11 protein-coding genes are annotated in these 14,791 nt (G+C 63.1%); 10 read left to right on the top strand and 1 reads right to left on the bottom strand.

Annotated features, from left to right (window positions below; all coding sequences use genetic code 11):
• The first annotated feature begins 31 nt into the window (after positions 1-31).
• The 6 genes from mfd (at position 32) to RIN56_08200 (ending at position 9,033) form a co-directional block, all read left to right on the top strand.
• A complete protein-coding gene (gene mfd, locus RIN56_08225) occupies positions 32-3,319 on the top strand; it encodes a transcription-repair coupling factor (protein ID MDR7866793.1) in 3,288 nt (1,095 codons plus the stop codon).
• A gap of 100 nt (positions 3,320-3,419) precedes the next feature.
• The gene (spoVT, locus tag RIN56_08220) at positions 3,420-3,986 is read left to right on the top strand and encodes a stage V sporulation protein T (protein ID MDR7866792.1); all 567 of its coding nucleotides are present in this window, start codon (positions 3,420-3,422) and stop codon (positions 3,984-3,986) included.
• Positions 3,987-4,148: 162 nt separating this feature from the next.
• Entirely contained in the window at positions 4,149-5,759 is a 1,611-nt protein-coding gene (locus RIN56_08215) for a polysaccharide biosynthesis protein (GenBank protein ID MDR7866791.1), read from the top strand.
• Position 5,760: 1 nt separating this feature from the next.
• Positions 5,761-7,227 carry a nucleoside triphosphate pyrophosphohydrolase gene (gene mazG / locus RIN56_08210; GenBank protein ID MDR7866790.1) on the top strand — a complete coding sequence of 489 codons (1,467 nt, stop codon included), beginning with the start codon at positions 5,761-5,763 and terminating at the stop codon, positions 7,225-7,227.
• Between the two features lie 96 nt (positions 7,228-7,323).
• Positions 7,324-7,602 (top strand): HU family DNA-binding protein, encoded by a 279-nt coding sequence (locus RIN56_08205; protein ID MDR7866789.1) that lies wholly within the window; start codon positions 7,324-7,326, stop codon positions 7,600-7,602.
• A 279-nt stretch (positions 7,603-7,881) separates the two neighbouring features.
• Positions 7,882-9,033 (top strand): glycosyltransferase, encoded by a 1,152-nt coding sequence (locus RIN56_08200; protein MDR7866788.1) that lies wholly within the window; start codon positions 7,882-7,884, stop codon positions 9,031-9,033.
• Between the two features lie 80 nt (positions 9,034-9,113).
• On the opposite strand, the gene RIN56_08195 is transcribed toward RIN56_08200, so the two are convergent.
• Positions 9,114-9,569, bottom strand: coding sequence for a universal stress protein (locus RIN56_08195; protein MDR7866787.1), 456 nt, complete (start codon positions 9,567-9,569; stop codon positions 9,114-9,116).
• Positions 9,570-9,735: 166 nt separating this feature from the next.
• On the opposite strand from RIN56_08195, the gene RIN56_08190 reads away from it, so the two are divergent.
• From RIN56_08190 to RIN56_08175, 4 genes are all read left to right on the top strand, one after another.
• Entirely contained in the window at positions 9,736-10,692 is a 957-nt protein-coding gene (locus RIN56_08190; GenBank protein MDR7866786.1) for a SpoIID/LytB domain-containing protein, read from the top strand.
• A gap of 110 nt (positions 10,693-10,802) precedes the next feature.
• Positions 10,803-12,449 (top strand): spore germination protein, encoded by a 1,647-nt coding sequence (locus tag RIN56_08185; GenBank protein ID MDR7866785.1) that lies wholly within the window; start codon positions 10,803-10,805, stop codon positions 12,447-12,449.
• 1 nt (position 12,450) lies between these two features.
• Complete coding sequence (locus RIN56_08180; GenBank protein ID MDR7866784.1) at positions 12,451-13,569, top strand: endospore germination permease; 1,119 nt, start codon at positions 12,451-12,453, stop codon at positions 13,567-13,569.
• Positions 13,544-14,770 carry a Ger(x)C family spore germination protein gene (locus tag RIN56_08175; protein ID MDR7866783.1) on the top strand — a complete coding sequence of 409 codons (1,227 nt, stop codon included), beginning with the start codon at positions 13,544-13,546 and terminating at the stop codon, positions 14,768-14,770. Before RIN56_08180 ends, RIN56_08175 begins: the two co-directional genes overlap by 26 nt.
• The last annotated feature ends 21 nt before the right edge of the window (positions 14,771-14,791 follow it).

The raw sequence follows: 14,791 nt of genomic DNA, 5'->3' as shown, positions 1-14,791 counted from the left end.
CAAAGCCCTTTTCGGCATGCGAGGTGCATAAATGGAGTTCTTGTTGAAAGCGATGCGCAGGGATCAGACGGTGGAACGGGTGGTGGCCGCTTTCGGCGCCGCCGCCCGCCAGAGCTCGGTTTACGGGGTGACGGGGACGCATAAGGCGGCGGTCATCGCCGCGTGTTTCAGCGCCCACTCCCGGCCGACGGTGGTCGTTACCTCCGGCCGCGACGCGGCGGGGGAACTGGCGGCCGACCTCGGCGCCCTGCTGCCGGCGACGCCGGTGCTGGAACTGCCGCCGCTCGATATTGTGACATTTACCGCCGCCGCCCGCAGTATCGAGCTGGCGGCCGTCCGCATGGACGTGCTCGGCCGCCTGGTCCGCGGCGAGCAAGTGATCGTGCTGGCCGGCGCGGAGGCGGCGATGCAGAAGGTGCTGCCGAAGGAGGATTTCCTTGCCGGGCGGCTTACCCTGACGGTCGGCGAGACGCTGGGCCGCGACGATTTGCTGGCGAAGCTGGTGCGGTTCGGCTACGAGCGGAACGATCAGGTCGACAGCCGCGGCCAGTTCAGCGTGCGCGGCGGCATTGTCGATGTGTTTCCCGTCAACCGCGAGCTGCCGCTTCGCCTGGAGCTGTGGGGCGACGAGATCGATTCGCTTAGGGAGTTCGATCCGGCGACCCAGCGCTCGCTGGATAGTCTGCCGATGGCCGATGTGCTGCCGATGGCCGAGCCGGAGCATGCGAGCAAATCGGCGGCGTTCCTGTCCTACCTGACCGCCGGGACGAATGTCGTCTTCGACGAGCCGACGCGGATCAGGGAGCAGATAAGCCGGCTGACGCGGGAGAACCCGGAGGTCAAGAAGCACGTTTTTTCCTGGGCTGATCTGACGGCGGCCGCCAAGGCGTATAATGTCCTGTATTTTTCGCTGATGCTGCAGCGGGTGCCGCACACCGAGCCGGCGGAGATCGTGAGCATAACCGCGAAAGGGGCGCCGCCTTTTCACCGCCAGATGGATATGCTGGTGGACGAGCTGAAGGGCTGGCAGGCCCGCGACCGCGCGACGGTGATTTTTATGGCCGGCGCCGAGAAGGCGATGGCGCTGCAGAAGAGCCTGGCGGCGGAAGGGGTGCGGGCGATATACGCCGCGAGTCCGCCGGCGCTGGTCGGCGGGACGGTGACGGTGACGGCGGGCACGCTGGCCGGCGGCTTCGAGCTGCCCCACGCCGGCCTGGTGGCCGTGACGGAGATGGATATTTTCGGGCGGCAGAAGAAGCGCCGCCTGCCGCGGGTGGCGAAGGACAAGCAGATCGCTTATTTCCGCGATATAAATATCGGCGACTATGTGGTGCACGTCAACCACGGCATCGGCAAGTACGCCGGGGTGGAGACGCTGGATGTCGGCGGCGTTCACAAGGATTATTTCCTCGTCCGCTACGCCGGCGAGGATAAGCTGTTCGTGCCCACCGACCAGGTCCACCTGCTGCAGAAGTATATCGGCTCGGAGGGCGAGGCGCCGCGCCTCACCCGCATGGGCGGCAGCGACTGGCTGAAGGCCAAGACGAAGGCCAAGTCGGCGGCGACCGACCTGGCGAAGGAGCTGCTGGCCCTGTACGCCGAGCGCCAGGTCAGCAAGGGGTTCGTATTCGGGGCGGATACGCCCTGGCAGGGGGAGTTCGAGGAGGCGTTCCCCTTCGAGGAGACGCCCGACCAGCTGACGGCGCTGGCGGAGATCAAGAAGGATATGGAGGGCGATACTCCTATGGACCGCCTGTTGTGCGGCGACGTGGGGTTCGGCAAGACGGAGGTGGCGCTGAGGGCGGCCTTCAAGGCGGTGATGGGCGGCAAGCAGGTGGCGGTGCTGGTGCCGACGACGGTGTTGGCCCAGCAGCATTACCAGACGTTCAGCGCCCGCCTCGCCGGCTTCGGGCCGGTGGTGGAGGTGATAAGCCGCTTCCGCAGCCCGCGGGAGCAGCGCGAGGTGGCGGCCCGCACGGCCGAGGGCCGGGTGGATGTGCTGATCGGCACCCACCGCATTTTGCAGGGCGACGTGACGTTCAGGGATCTCGGCCTGCTGATCGTCGACGAGGAGCAGCGCTTCGGCGTGGCGCAGAAGGAGCGGCTGAAGAGGTGGCGGACGAATGTCGATGTGCTGACGCTGACCGCGACCCCTATCCCCCGCACGCTGCATATGTCGCTGGTGGGGGTGCGGGATATGAGCGTGATTGAGACGCCGCCCGAGGACCGGCTGCCGGTGCAGACGTATGTGGTGGAGTACGACGAGGAGATAATCCGCGACGCTATCAGGCGCGAGCTGAAGCGCGGCGGGCAGGTGTATTTTGTCTATAACCGCGTGCAGAGTATCGACCGCATGGCAGAGCGGCTGAGCGAGATGATGCCGGACGCGCGGGTGAAGGTGGCTCACGGCCAGATGGCCGAGGAGCTTTTGGAGCAGGTGATGCTGGAGTTTTACGAGGGGCGCTACGATGTGCTGGTGTGTACGAGCATCATCGAGAACGGTCTCGATGTGCCGAACGCCAATACGATTATCGTGTACGACGGCGACCGCTTCGGCCTGTCGCAGCTTTACCAGATGCGCGGCCGGGTCGGCCGCTCGCCCCGGATGGCGTACGCGTATTTCACCTACCGCCGCGAGAAGGTGCTGACCGAGGTGGCGGAAAAACGGCTGCAGGCGATCAAGGAGTTCGCCGAGCTGGGGGCGGGTTTCAAGATCGCGATGCGCGACCTGGAGATCCGCGGGGCCGGCAATCTGCTGGGTTCGCAGCAGCATGGCCATATCGTGAGCGTCGGCTTCGAGATGTACTGCCGGCTGCTGGATGAGGCGGTGGCGGAGCTCAGGGGCGGGCGGCCGCCGGAGACGACGCCCGAGCCGGTGCTGGAATTTAATGTCGATGCGTATCTCGACGGCGACTATATCGGCGACGCGATGCATAAGATTGAAGTGTATCAGCGGATCGCGGCGATCAGGAACGAGGCCCATATCGGCGAGATCGTCGACGAGTTGATCGACCGTTTCGGCGAGCCGACCACGCCGGTCATGAATCTGCTGGCGGTGGCCCGGCTGAAGAATCTGGCCCGCCGGATCGGCGCCCGGTCGGTGGTGGAGTACGCCGACAGGGTGGAGATTACGTTTGGCGATGCGCCGCAGGTGACGGTAGAGAATATCCTGGCGATGAAAGAAAAATATCCCACGCGGCTGAAAATCCTGCCAGGCCCGCCGGAGACGATCCGTCTGCGGACTGGCAAGCTGGCCGCGCCATTGCTGGATTGGCTGGCCAAGGTGCTCGCCGGGCTGGCCGGCGAAGGCCGGGAATAGTTTTGTTTTTCCGTGCGGCGGGTAATGAATAAAAGCCGTGGGGCGGATATATACTATCATTGAACGAAATGTCAAAAACTGTAGAAAAGGGGGGATAATGGTGAAGGCGACTGGTATAGTCAGAAGGATTGATGATCTGGGCAGAGTTGTGATTCCGAAGGAGATTCGGCGTACCTTGCGTATTCGCGAAGGCGACCCGCTCGAGATATATGTCGACCGCGAAGGCGAAGTGATTCTGAAGAAGTATTCCCCGGTCGGCGAGCTTGGAGATTTCGCCAAGGAGTACGCAGACTCGCTGTTTGACGCTATTGGACATATAATTTTGATCGCTGACCGGGACAATGTCGTGGCAGTCGCTGGGGCGTCGAAGAAGGAGTTTCTCAGTAAGCCACTGGGGCCGGCGGTCGAGAAGGTGATGGAGGAGCGGAAAACGGCCCTGATAAACAATCCCGGAGAATACAAGCACTGCAAGGCCTGCGTTACCGACTGCGACGAAGACGAGGTTTGCAAGTTCACCGCCGAGGTGATATCGCCGATTATCGTCGAAGGCGACGCGATCGGAGCGGTGATTATCTGTTCGAAGGAACAGGGTGTCCAGATGGGCGATATGGAAGTCAAGCTAGCTGAGACTGCGGCCGGCTTCCTTGCCAAACAAATGTCGCAATGAATGGCAGGAATGATTAAAGTAGCGGACACTGTTCGCTACTTTTCTATTTGGTGCGGATAAGCCAATCTTGCTGGAAAGTGTTTTAAGTCCTAGTATATTTTGTTATAATATAATGTGCACTTGCCGGCCTGGACTTCCCGAGGGCGGCGGCATCCGAGAGGAATGAAGCTATTGAGCAAGGATACTTTCCTGAAGGGCGCACTTATACTGACCGTGGCCGGCATCGTGGTCAAACTGATCGGGTCGGTGAACCGGATTCTTTTGTCGCGCCTTTTGGGCGGCGAGGGTATCGGCCTTTACCAGATGGCTTACCCGATATATCTGCTGGCGCTGAGCATATCTTCGGCCGGCATCCCGGTGGCGATTTCGATCATCGTCGCCGAGAAGGTCGCCCTCGGCGACTGGCGGGGCGCCAACCGCGTTTTCCGCATTTCGCTGGTTGTGCTGGCCGCGACCGGGGTGGCTTTCACACTGCTGCTGTGGTTCGGGGCGGGTTGGCTGATCGAGCACCATTTCGTCCGCGATCCGCGGGCTTATTACGCTATCGCCGCGCTGGCGCCGGCGATATTCTTCGTGACGGTGCTGTCGAGCTACCGCGGCTATTTCCAGGGCCTGCAGATGATGACGCCGACGGCGATCTCGCAGATCGTGGAGCAGCTTTTCCGCGTTGTGACGATGATCGTGCTGGCTTATCTGCTGCTGCCGAGCGGCCTGGAGTTCGCCGCCGCCGGCGCGAGCTTCGGGGCGGCTCCCGGCGCGGCGGCCGGGCTGCTGATTCTTGTGTATTATTTCTGGCGCAAACGGCCTGATTTCCAGGCGCGGATGGACAGCCAGCCGGCGTCGAAGCCGGAGTCGGGCCTGAGTATTATCGGCCGCATCGCCCGCCTGGCCCTGCCGGTGTCGCTGGCCAATATCATGCTGCCGCTGGTGTCGAATATCGATCTGCTGATCGTGCCGGCCCGCCTGGAGGTGGCCGGCTATACCGTCGAGCAGTCGACGGAGCTGTTCGGTTATCTTACGGGGATGGCGGTGCCGCTGGTTAATATGGCGACCATCCTGACGGCGTCGCTGGCGGCCAGCCTTGTGCCGGCGGTGTCGGAGGCTTTCGCGCTGCGCAATCTCCACCACGTTTATCAGCGGACGGCTACCGCGATGCGGATCGCCAACCTCATCACCATCCCGAGTTTCGTGGGCATGTGGCTGCTGGCGAAGCCGATTTCGCTGATGCTGTTCGGCACCCCCAACGCCGATTCGTCGATCGCTATTCTGGCTATGGGAATTTTCCTCCTCGGCATCCATCAGGTTACGACCGGGGTGCTGCAGGGGCTTGGCCATACGGCGGTGCCGGTCATCAATATGATGGTGTCGGCCGCGGTCAAGGTGGTGCTGAGCTGGACGCTGACGGCGATGCCTGCTTTGGGCATCAAGGGCGCGGCCTGGGCGACGAACGCCGATTTCGGGATCGCGGCGCTGCTCAATATGTATTTCGTGTACCGTTACGTAGGGTTCGCCATTGACATGAAGGATACGCTGCGCACAGCGTTTGCGGCCGCCGTGATGGGCGGCGCGGTGCTGCTCACTTATCACGAGGCGATGGCGGTGCTGACGCACAATACGCTCGCTACGCTGGCGGCGGTGTGCGTCGGCGGCGCGGTCTACGGCCTTGTACAGCTCGTTACCGGCGGCGTGACGCAGCGGGATATAGAAAGGGTGCCGCGGATCGGAGCGCAGCTTGTGGCTGTCCTGCGGTCGCTCAGATTGCTGAGGAGCTGAGATGGGAGAAATCGTTATCATCGGTCTCGGACCGGGGGATTTCGGTCTGATAACGGGGCAGACGCTGGCGCTGCTGGAAACGCGGCCGCCGCTCTGCCTGCGCACCGCCCGCCATCCGGCGGTGGCCGGTCTCGTGGAGCGGGGCATTGCTTTTACGAGTTTCGACGCTTTGTACGAACGGCACGCAACTTTCGAGGCGGTGTATGCGGCGATAACCGCGGCGGTGGTGGCCAGGGCCCGGGAAGCGGGCCGGGTGGTGTACGCCGTGCCGGGCAGCCCGGCGGTGGCGGAGCGGACGGTGGCCCTCATCCGCGAGGCGGCGGGGGCTGCGGGGATGAGCGTCACGGTGCTGCCGGCGATGAGCTTTCTCGATTTGCTCTATACCCGCCTGGGGCTCGACCCGGTGGCGGGGCTGACGGTGACGGACGCCGCCGATATCGCCACGCTGCCGCCCGCATTGGGGACGGCGCTGGTGGTGACTCAGGTGTACAATAGCCGCGTGGCTTCGGACGCCAAGCTGAGCTTGATGGATATGTACCCCGACGACTTTGCCGTGACGGTGGTCCGCAATCTCGGCCTGGCCGACGAGGAGGTCAGGACGGTGCCGCTGTACGAGCTCGACCGTCTGCCGACGATCGACCATCTGACGAGCGTGTATGTGCCGGCGCCGCCAGAGCGGGCGGCAACGTTCAGCCTCGACCCGGTCGTGGATATCATGGCCAGGCTGCGCTCCCCGGACGGCTGCGTGTGGGATATCGAGCAGAGCCACCCGTCGCTCAGGCGTTATATCGTCGAAGAGGTGTACGAGGTGCTGGAGGCCATTGACCTCGCCGACGCGGACAAGCTGTGCGAGGAGCTGGGCGACCTGCTGCTGCAGATCGTTTTCCACGCGCGTATCGCCGAGGAGAACGGCGATTTTTCGATGCAGGATGTTGTCGATACGGTGACGGAGAAGATGGTGCGCCGCCACCCGCACGTGTTCGGCGATATAACGGTGCGCGACGCCGCCGAGGTCATCGTCAACTGGGAGAAGATCAAGCGCCGCGAGCATCCCGGAGAACGCACGAGCGTGCTCGACGGGGTGCCGGGCGGGCTGCCGAGCCTGCTGAAAGCGTTCAAACTGCAGTCCAAGGCGGCGAAAGTGGGCTTTGACTGGAATAGCGTTGCCCCGGTGTGGGACAAGATATCTGAAGAACTGGCCGAGCTTAAGGAGGCGGTCGCCGGCGGCGACAAGACGAAGACAGAGGGCGAGCTGGGCGATGTGCTGTTCAGCGTGGTCAATCTGGCGCGTTTTTTGGATATCGATCCGGAGACGGCCCTCAACGCGACCAACAGTAAATTTGTCCGCCGGTTCGCTTATATAGAGGCTTCGGTGAAGGAACGGGGCCTTAAGTGGAAAAATATGACATTGGATGAGCTCGATGTTCTCTGGAATGAGGCAAAAAGGCCAAAAAACCAAGAAAAATAAGTAATTTTTGACAAATATTTTTGGGGAGAGGAGGAATAAATAGAGCTGTAGCGAATAATGCTAAAAGTAACCAATATTGACAAGGAGGAAGAGATTGTGAATAAAACTGAATTGGTTGCTAGCGTTGCCGAGAAAGCCGCGATGACCAAGAAGGACGCCGAGAAAGCTATCAACGCGCTGTTCGCCAGTGTTGAAGAAGCTCTCGCGAAAAAGGACAAGGTTCAGGTCATTGGTTTCGGTACTTTCGAAGTGAAAGCTCGTGGCGCTAGGAAGGGCCGTAACCCGCAGACCGGTAAAGAAATCACCATTCCCGCTTCCAAAACCCCGGTCTTTAAAGCTGGCAAAGGCCTCAAAGACAGCGTAAACAAGAAGTAAACAGCAATAAATAGAGCAAAAACCGGGGTAATCCCCCGGTTTTTTCGTTTGCTTTGCCAGAAATGGGGGCCGCCCTTTAAAGGGGCGGTCTTTTCGCGCCAACCGACTGATAAAAACGGGGCGGCGGTTTATATTATAGGGTATAACCCGACCGGGGAGTTTGCGGCGCTGCGGGCGCTTTCCGGCGGGGCGAAAATAGCCGGTTTGCCCTTTGAACGGCTGCCGGCGGTGTGGTAATATAGAGGGGTTGACGATTTGGCTGCCGAGGTGATACAAGAGATGCCGCTTTCGTTTCAGAACGTTTTGATCGTCACCGCCTCCGTGGGCGCCGGGCACGACCAGGCCGCCAGGGCGATCGGCGCGGAGATCGGGGCGCGGTACCCCGCGGCGCGCGTTACGATCGCCGATTTCATGGGGGAGGAGAATTCCTACCTGAACGCGCTGCTCAAAGATACCTACCTGAAGATGATCAGCGTGTCGCCGCAGGTGTACGATCTGCTGTACCGCTGGTCGCAGTCGCGCCAGTTGCCGGGGGTCCAGCACCTGCTTGCGCGGGCGATGAAGCGCAGTATGCGGCGGCTTTATGTCCGCTACCGCCCGGATTTGATTATTTTCACCCACCCGTTCCCGTGCGGGGCGGCGGCGTACCTGCGCCGCAAGGGCAAGCTGGATGCGCCGCTTGTGGGGGTGGTAACCGATTTCAGCGCCCATCCGCTGTGGGTGCACGATGAGGTGGACTTGTACTTCGTGGCCGCCGACGAGACGAGGGACGAGCTTGTGCGGCAGGGGGCGGCGGCGGAGCGCGTTTTTCCGACCGGCATCCCTATCGACGCGAGCTTTGGCCGGCTGCTCGACCGCTGTGCGGCGACAAGGGAGCTGGGGCTGACGACGCGGGAGCCGACGGTGCTGATAATGGGCGGCGGCCTGGGGATCGGCCCGGTGGCCGACGCGGTCCGCAGCCTGGACGGCATCGAGCGCGCTTTGCAGGTCGTGGTCGTCGCCGGCCGCAACGCCGGGCTGCGGCGCCGACTGCGGGCGATCGCCCGGGCTTCCCGCCATTCTATTGTCGCTCTGGGCTATACCCGCAGGGTGAGGGAGCTGATGGCCGCGGCCGATTTGCTGATAACCAAGCCGGGTGCGCTGACGGTCAGCGAGGCGCTGTCGGCGGGGCTGCCGATGGTGCTGGTCAGCCCGTTGCCCGGCCAGGAGGAGGATAACGCCGCTTATCTCGTGGACCGGGGGGCGGCGGTGCTGCTGGCCGACGCCGGGGAGGCCGGGGCGACGGTGGCGGGTTTACTGGACAGGCCGCAGGCGCTGGAGGAGATGCGCCGATTGGCGCGAAGCCTCGGGCAGCCGCGGGCGGCAAGCGCGGCGGCCGGCATCATCGGCAGCCGCCTGGCGGCCCGCCGGGACGCTGCGGCGGGGGTGTGAAGATTATAAAAAAGGCTTCGCGTGCATGCGCGAAGCCTTTTTTGTATCGATTGTAGTGATAATAGCTATCAACGTCCGAACTAATCGATTTTCTCAGTACCTTTGACAATCAGCACCGGGCATGGGGCGTAGTGGACGAGGTGGTTGCTGACGCTGCCGAGGAGGAGGCCGGTGACGCCGCTGAGGCCGCGGCGGCCCATGACGACGAGCGAGTAGCCTTCGTCGACGACCATGTCGACAAGTTGTTTGCCGGGGGGGCCGTATTCCAGTCTGGTGGTCACTTTGCCGGTAAAGCCGGCGAAGGCTTCTTCGGTTTTGGCGAGGATGGCTTTGCCGGTGGCTTCGAGGTCCTGCATGACCGACAGGGGGATGGCGACCGTGTCCGGCATGCTGAAGGCGGGCAGGGCGTAGTAGTTTTGGACGATGTGGACGAGGGTGATGTTGCCGCCGAATTTCTCCGCCACCGCCCGCGCTATTTTGGCGGCGTGGAGGGCCATGTCCGAGCCGTCGGTGGGAACGAGGATGTTGTTGAACATGTCGTTACCTCCTAAGTGTCTTTTGGAAAGACTTTCGTTATCGCGCGGCGGATATCCTGCCGGGACAGGCTGCGGCGATAAAGCGCCGGCGATTTTCGCGTGCTGTCTGCTGCATAGTATGCCGCCTGGCGCTGTAATACTAAGGGAAACGGAAGGAGGCACAGCAATGCGTAAACGATGGTTTTTCATCCTCACGATGCTGCTGGCGGCAGCCCTGGTGGCCGCCGGATGCTCGATGTTCAAGACGCCGCAGAAGAAGCCCGGCGGCGGCCCGCAGCAGGCCGTGCAGGGAACCGAGCCGCAGATCACGGTGTATATGCACGAGACGGGCGAGAAGAAGACGATGAAGATGGAGGAGTATATCGCCGGGGTGGTGGCCGGGGAGATGAATCCCGACTGGCCGGTGCAGGCGCTGGCCGCCCAGGCGATCGTCGCCAGGACGTTCACGCTGGAGGAGATCGAGAACAAGGGGGGCGTGCCGGAACGCGGCACGCAGGCGTCGACCGATATCAAGGAGTTTCAGGCTTATAACGCCAAGGAAGTGAACGACAATGTGAAGAAGGCGGTGGAGATGACGCGGGGGATGGTGGCCGTTTATCAGGGCAAGCCGATCCGCACGTGGTTCCACGCCTCGGCCGGCGGCATCACCGCGACCGCCAAGGAGGGGCTGAATTTCCGCGAGGCCGAGCCGCCGTATATTCAGTCGGTGCAGTCGCCCGACGATCTGGCGCCGGCGGAGGTGAAGAATTGGACGGCGTCTTTCGGCAAGATGGAGGTTATAGCCGCGTTGAGCAAGATGGGGCAGAAGGTTGCGGCCATCGACAGCGTGGAGATCGGGGAGAAGGGGCCGTCAGGCCGGGCGACGAGTCTGGTGTTCAATAAGGACGTCAAGGTTTCCGCCGCCGATTTCCGGGTGCAGATCGGCAGCACGGAGCTTAAGTCGATGCTGCTGGACAAGGTGAGCGTCGAAGGCGATAAGGTTACGTTCAGCGGCAAGGGCTACGGCCACGGGGTGGGCATGTCGCAGTGGGGCGCCCACAAGATGGCCAAGGAGGGCAATAAGCCCGAGGATATCGTGAACCATTATTTCAAGGGAGTAACGGTGGAGAAGCGGTGGCAGTAGTCTGGGGGGGCGGCCGATAATACGGCCGCCCTTGGCTTTGTCCGTATACCAGGGGTAGGGGTTTGGGAGAATAAGGTGTATGCGGGGGACGGGGATGGTGCGATTGGGCGATGGGTAGAAGGGGACGGCGGGTCGGCGACATCCTCCGGCTGTCGGCCAGTTTCGCCCCGGCGTCGCTGGCGGCGACGGCCGGGCAGCTGCGGGGGCTGAAGAGGCTGCTGGCTGACAGCCGGCAGATCGTCGACAGTCTGGCGAATATTGCCGATCGGCTGAGAAAGGTGGCGGCGCCTGAGGGCGAGCCGTTTATTTTCACGACACGGCTGGCGGAAAACGAGCGGCTGCTGCGGCAGGTATTCCAGGACTGCGACGATGTGAAGTTCCGGAGCTTCACGGCTGCCGGCAAGGGCGGGCTGCTCGTTTATCTGGACGGGATGACGGATAGCGATCTCTTGGAGAGACAGGTGCTCGAACCGCTGCTGAAGCTGAAGGACCCCAAGCAGTTGGCGGACACGGACGTTATCGCCGGCCGGGTGCTGACGGCGGCGTCGGTGACGGTGGCGGTCGGCGCCGGCCCCTGCCTGGAGGAGGTGCTGACCGGCAACGCGCTGCTGCTGGTCGACGGCCTGGCCGAGGGGATCGTGGTCGGGGCGGTCAAGCACGTCAAGCGCGGCGTTCAGGAGCCGAAGACGGAAGCGGTGGCCCGCGGACCGCACGACGCGTTCACGGAGACGCTCAACGACAATCTCGTGCTTGTCAGGCGGCGGGCGCGGGACGCGAATATCAAGGTGAGGATTTTCCAGATCGGGGAGCGCACGCAGACCGCCCTGGCGCTCGTTTATGCCGCCGATCTCGTCAAGCCGGGGCTGGTGGCCGAGGTGGAGCGCCGCCTCAGCCGGATACGGATCGACCAGATCACGCTCGCCGCCCAGGTGGAGGAATTCATCATCGACCACCCCTGGTCGCCTTTCCCGCAGACGTTTGTGACCGAGAGGCCGGATGCTTTCATAATTTCGCTTTACGAAGGCCGGGTCGGCCTGATAGTGGACAATACCCCCCACGCCATCATCGTTCCCTGTACTTTGCCGTCGCTGCTGCAGAGCACCGAGGATTTCACCGTCCAGCCGGCGGTCGCCAGCCTGATCCGCCTGACCCGCTATATCGCCGCGGCGCTGGGCATCTTCCTGCCGGCGATGTATGTGGCGATTGTCTCCTACAATCCGGGGATGCTGCCGACGGCGCTGGCGATCAGCATCGCCGAGCTAAGGGCGAAAACGCCTTATCCCGCTTTCATGGAGGTCGTCATTATGGAGGTCATCCTGGAGCTTTTTCAGGAGGCGGTTCTCCGCATACCGCAGAAGATCGCGCCGGCGGCGAGTATCGTCGGCGGTTTCGTCATCGGCACGACGATCGTCCAGGCCGGACTGGTCAACGCGCTGCTTGTCGTCGCCACCGCCGGCACGGCGATCGCTTCGTACACGATGCCGTCCTACAACCTGGGGCTGGCGCTGCGCTGGCTGCGTATTCCCACCATTATCGCCGCATCTGTGCTCGGTTTCTACGGGCTGGTGCTGGCGTATCTGGCGATTATCGTCCATATGTGCAGCCTGCGCAGCTTCGGCGAGTCTTTTCTGGGCGGGGTGTTCGACGTGACGACGGCGGAGGATATGCAGGACAAGCTGGTGCGGGCGCCGGCGCCGCGGATGGGGTCGCGGCCGAAGGTTTTCGGATCGCAGGACCGTTCGCGGGTGGGGGACTGATATGGCCAATCTCGAAGTGAAGACGCGGATGTCGCCGCTGCAGCTGGCGATTGTGGTCGCGACATCAATGATGGGCATCTCCGGCCGGGTTATGGAGCCCATCCAGGCGGCGAGCGGCCACGGAGCGTGGCTGGCGGTGCTGGCGGGGGGGGCGCTGTTCTACGGCGCGGCCTGGCTGATGATAAAGCTGGGGGAGACGTTTCCGGACGAGAGCTTTGCCGAGTACCTGCCGCGCCTGCTGGGGCGATGGCTCGGCGGCGCGGTGGTGTGGCTGTTCGTGCTCGTCCTGTTTCTGTGGGCAAGCCTCGTGCTGCAGGGGGTGAGCCGGGAGATCACGTTTTTCATGTTCGACCGCACGCCGTTCGAGGTGGTGGAGGCCGGGCTGCTGCTGGTGTGCGTGTACTGCTGCCTGCAGGACTGGGGCACGATCGTGCGGGTGGTTCAGTTCGTCTTTTTCACCGCTCTGCCGCCGTGGCTGTTCCTGCTGGCGGTCAGCCTGCTGAGGTTCAGATTCATCAACTTCCTGCCGCTGTGGCCGGAGAACGCGGCCGGGGTGGCGGCGGGGGCGCTGCACTCCTGGAACCTCTTCCAGGGGTACGAATGCGTGCTGCTGCTGCTGCCGCTGGTGTACAAGGGGAACGTTAAACCGGCAAAAGCGGTGGCGGGGGCCTTCGCTCTCGCCACCAGCGTATTTATACTGCGCATCGTGCTGGATATCGGCGTGCTGACACTGGAGGGGGCGAGGAACAGCCCGTTCACGATGCTAACGATTGTGCGGACGGTGGAGATCCCGGGCACTTTCCTGGAACGGCTGGACACCTATTTCCTGGTTTTTTGGGTGCAGGGGATATTCGCCAGTCTGACGCTGGCGCTGTATATGATGGCCCAGTCGCTCGCCCGGCTGTACCGCTTCGCCGACCACCGGCCTTTCGTGCTGGCGCTGGCGCCGCTGTTGTTTTTCCTCGGCGACGCCGCCCACCACGTTGCGGTGTTCGAGTGGCTGCGGACGGCGACGGAGTGGGCGGGGCTGGCGTTTTCGCTCGGCGTGACGCCGCTGGTTTATGCGCTAGTCTGGTGGAGGGGGCGGAGCCGCGATGCGGGACAGGGCAAGGGGCTGTAGCCCTTGGCGGCGGGCGGCCCTGGCGGCCGTCCTGGCCGCCGTCTGCCTGCTGACGGCCGGCTGCTGGGACCGGGTGGAGATCCAGGACCGGGCGTTTGTGCTGGCGGTGGCGGTGGATGTGGCCGAGGAGGGGGCGGACAAGGAGCCGGGCAAGGCGAAGGTGGAGAGCTATGCCCACCCCGCCCCGCCCGACCGCTACCGGGTGACCTTCCAGGTGCTGCGGTTCGGCGAAGCGAAGGGGGGGCAGGACAGACCGGGGGGCGGCGGGGGCCGGACTTTCCTGGTGACGGGGCGGGGGCCGACGATGCTCGACGCGGTGCGCGACGCGCTGGGCGAGAGCAGCAAGGGACTGTGGTTCGAGAATCTCCAGGTGCTGATTTTCAGCCAGAAAGTGGCCGAGCGCTACGGTCTGGCGCCGGTCGTGGACTTCTACCGCCGCGACGCGGAGATGCGCGGCCGGGCCCAAATCTACATCACCCCCGGCGAGGCGGCGAAGCTGCTTGCGATCACGCCGCCGTCCGGCGAACCGGGCGGCGTATTTCTGGCCAACGTGGCCAGGAGGTATCCCAAGGACATTCATCTGCCCATTGCCCGCACCGACATCAGCTTTGCCTCCCTGGCCCTGGACAACAGGGCGGATATGATGTTCCCGGTGCTGGAGGCGGCGGGCGAGACGATGAAGGCCAAGGGGGGGGCGCTGTTCAAGGGGGATAAGTTCCTGGGCTATCAGGACGAGTATTTCATCCGGGGGGTGAGGATTATCCGGGCGACCGAGAAATCGGCCGCGATCAGCTTCGAGTGCCCGACCCACCCCGGGAGTGCTACGACGTTCGAGCTTTTCCGCCATCAGACAATCCTCAAGCCGCACGTGGCGGGGGAGAGGGTGTGGTTTACGCTCGAAATCGCCATGCGGGGCAACCTGGACGAGATCCAGTGCGGCCACCAGCACGACACGCTGGACGCGGCATACCTCGGCAAGGCGCAGAAGCGGGCGGCGGACGAGGTGGAGCGCAATATCCGGCACACGCTGGCGGTTTCCCAGAAGCTGGGGTGGGAGATGTTCTATTTCAAACAGAGCCTGCAGGCTTATAAGCCGAAGGACTGGGAGCGGATAAAAGACCGCTGGGAGGAGATTTACTCGACGGCGCCGGTGGAGGTGAAGGTGAGGGTGTCGATTATCGGCGTCGGCGAGCACAAGTGAGTTACGGCCGTTGATATAACA

The sequence above is a fragment of the Sporomusaceae bacterium genome, from assembly GCA_031460455.1.
Taxonomy (GTDB): Bacteria; Bacillota; Negativicutes; order Sporomusales; family UBA7701; genus Anaeroselena.
The sequence above is the reverse complement of the archived record's forward strand: the minus strand, read 5'-3'. Positions and strand labels throughout refer to the sequence as shown.

Coding starts and splice junctions, on each gene's coding strand:
- mfd (MDR7866793.1), top strand. CDS start 32: ATGGAGTTCTTGTTGAAAGCGATGCGCAGGGATCAGACGGTGGAACGG.
- RIN56_08215 (MDR7866791.1), top strand. CDS start 4,149: ATGAAGCTATTGAGCAAGGATACTTTCCTGAAGGGCGCACTTATACTG.
- mazG (MDR7866790.1), top strand. CDS start 5,761: ATGGGAGAAATCGTTATCATCGGTCTCGGACCGGGGGATTTCGGTCTG.
- RIN56_08200 (MDR7866788.1), top strand. CDS start 7,882: ATGCCGCTTTCGTTTCAGAACGTTTTGATCGTCACCGCCTCCGTGGGC.
- RIN56_08195 (MDR7866787.1), bottom strand. CDS start 9,569: ATGTTCAACAACATCCTCGTTCCCACCGACGGCTCGGACATGGCCCTC.
- RIN56_08190 (MDR7866786.1), top strand. CDS start 9,736: ATGCGTAAACGATGGTTTTTCATCCTCACGATGCTGCTGGCGGCAGCC.
- RIN56_08185 (MDR7866785.1), top strand. CDS start 10,803: ATGGGTAGAAGGGGACGGCGGGTCGGCGACATCCTCCGGCTGTCGGCC.
- RIN56_08180 (MDR7866784.1), top strand. CDS start 12,451: ATGGCCAATCTCGAAGTGAAGACGCGGATGTCGCCGCTGCAGCTGGCG.
- RIN56_08175 (MDR7866783.1), top strand. CDS start 13,544: ATGCGGGACAGGGCAAGGGGCTGTAGCCCTTGGCGGCGGGCGGCCCTG.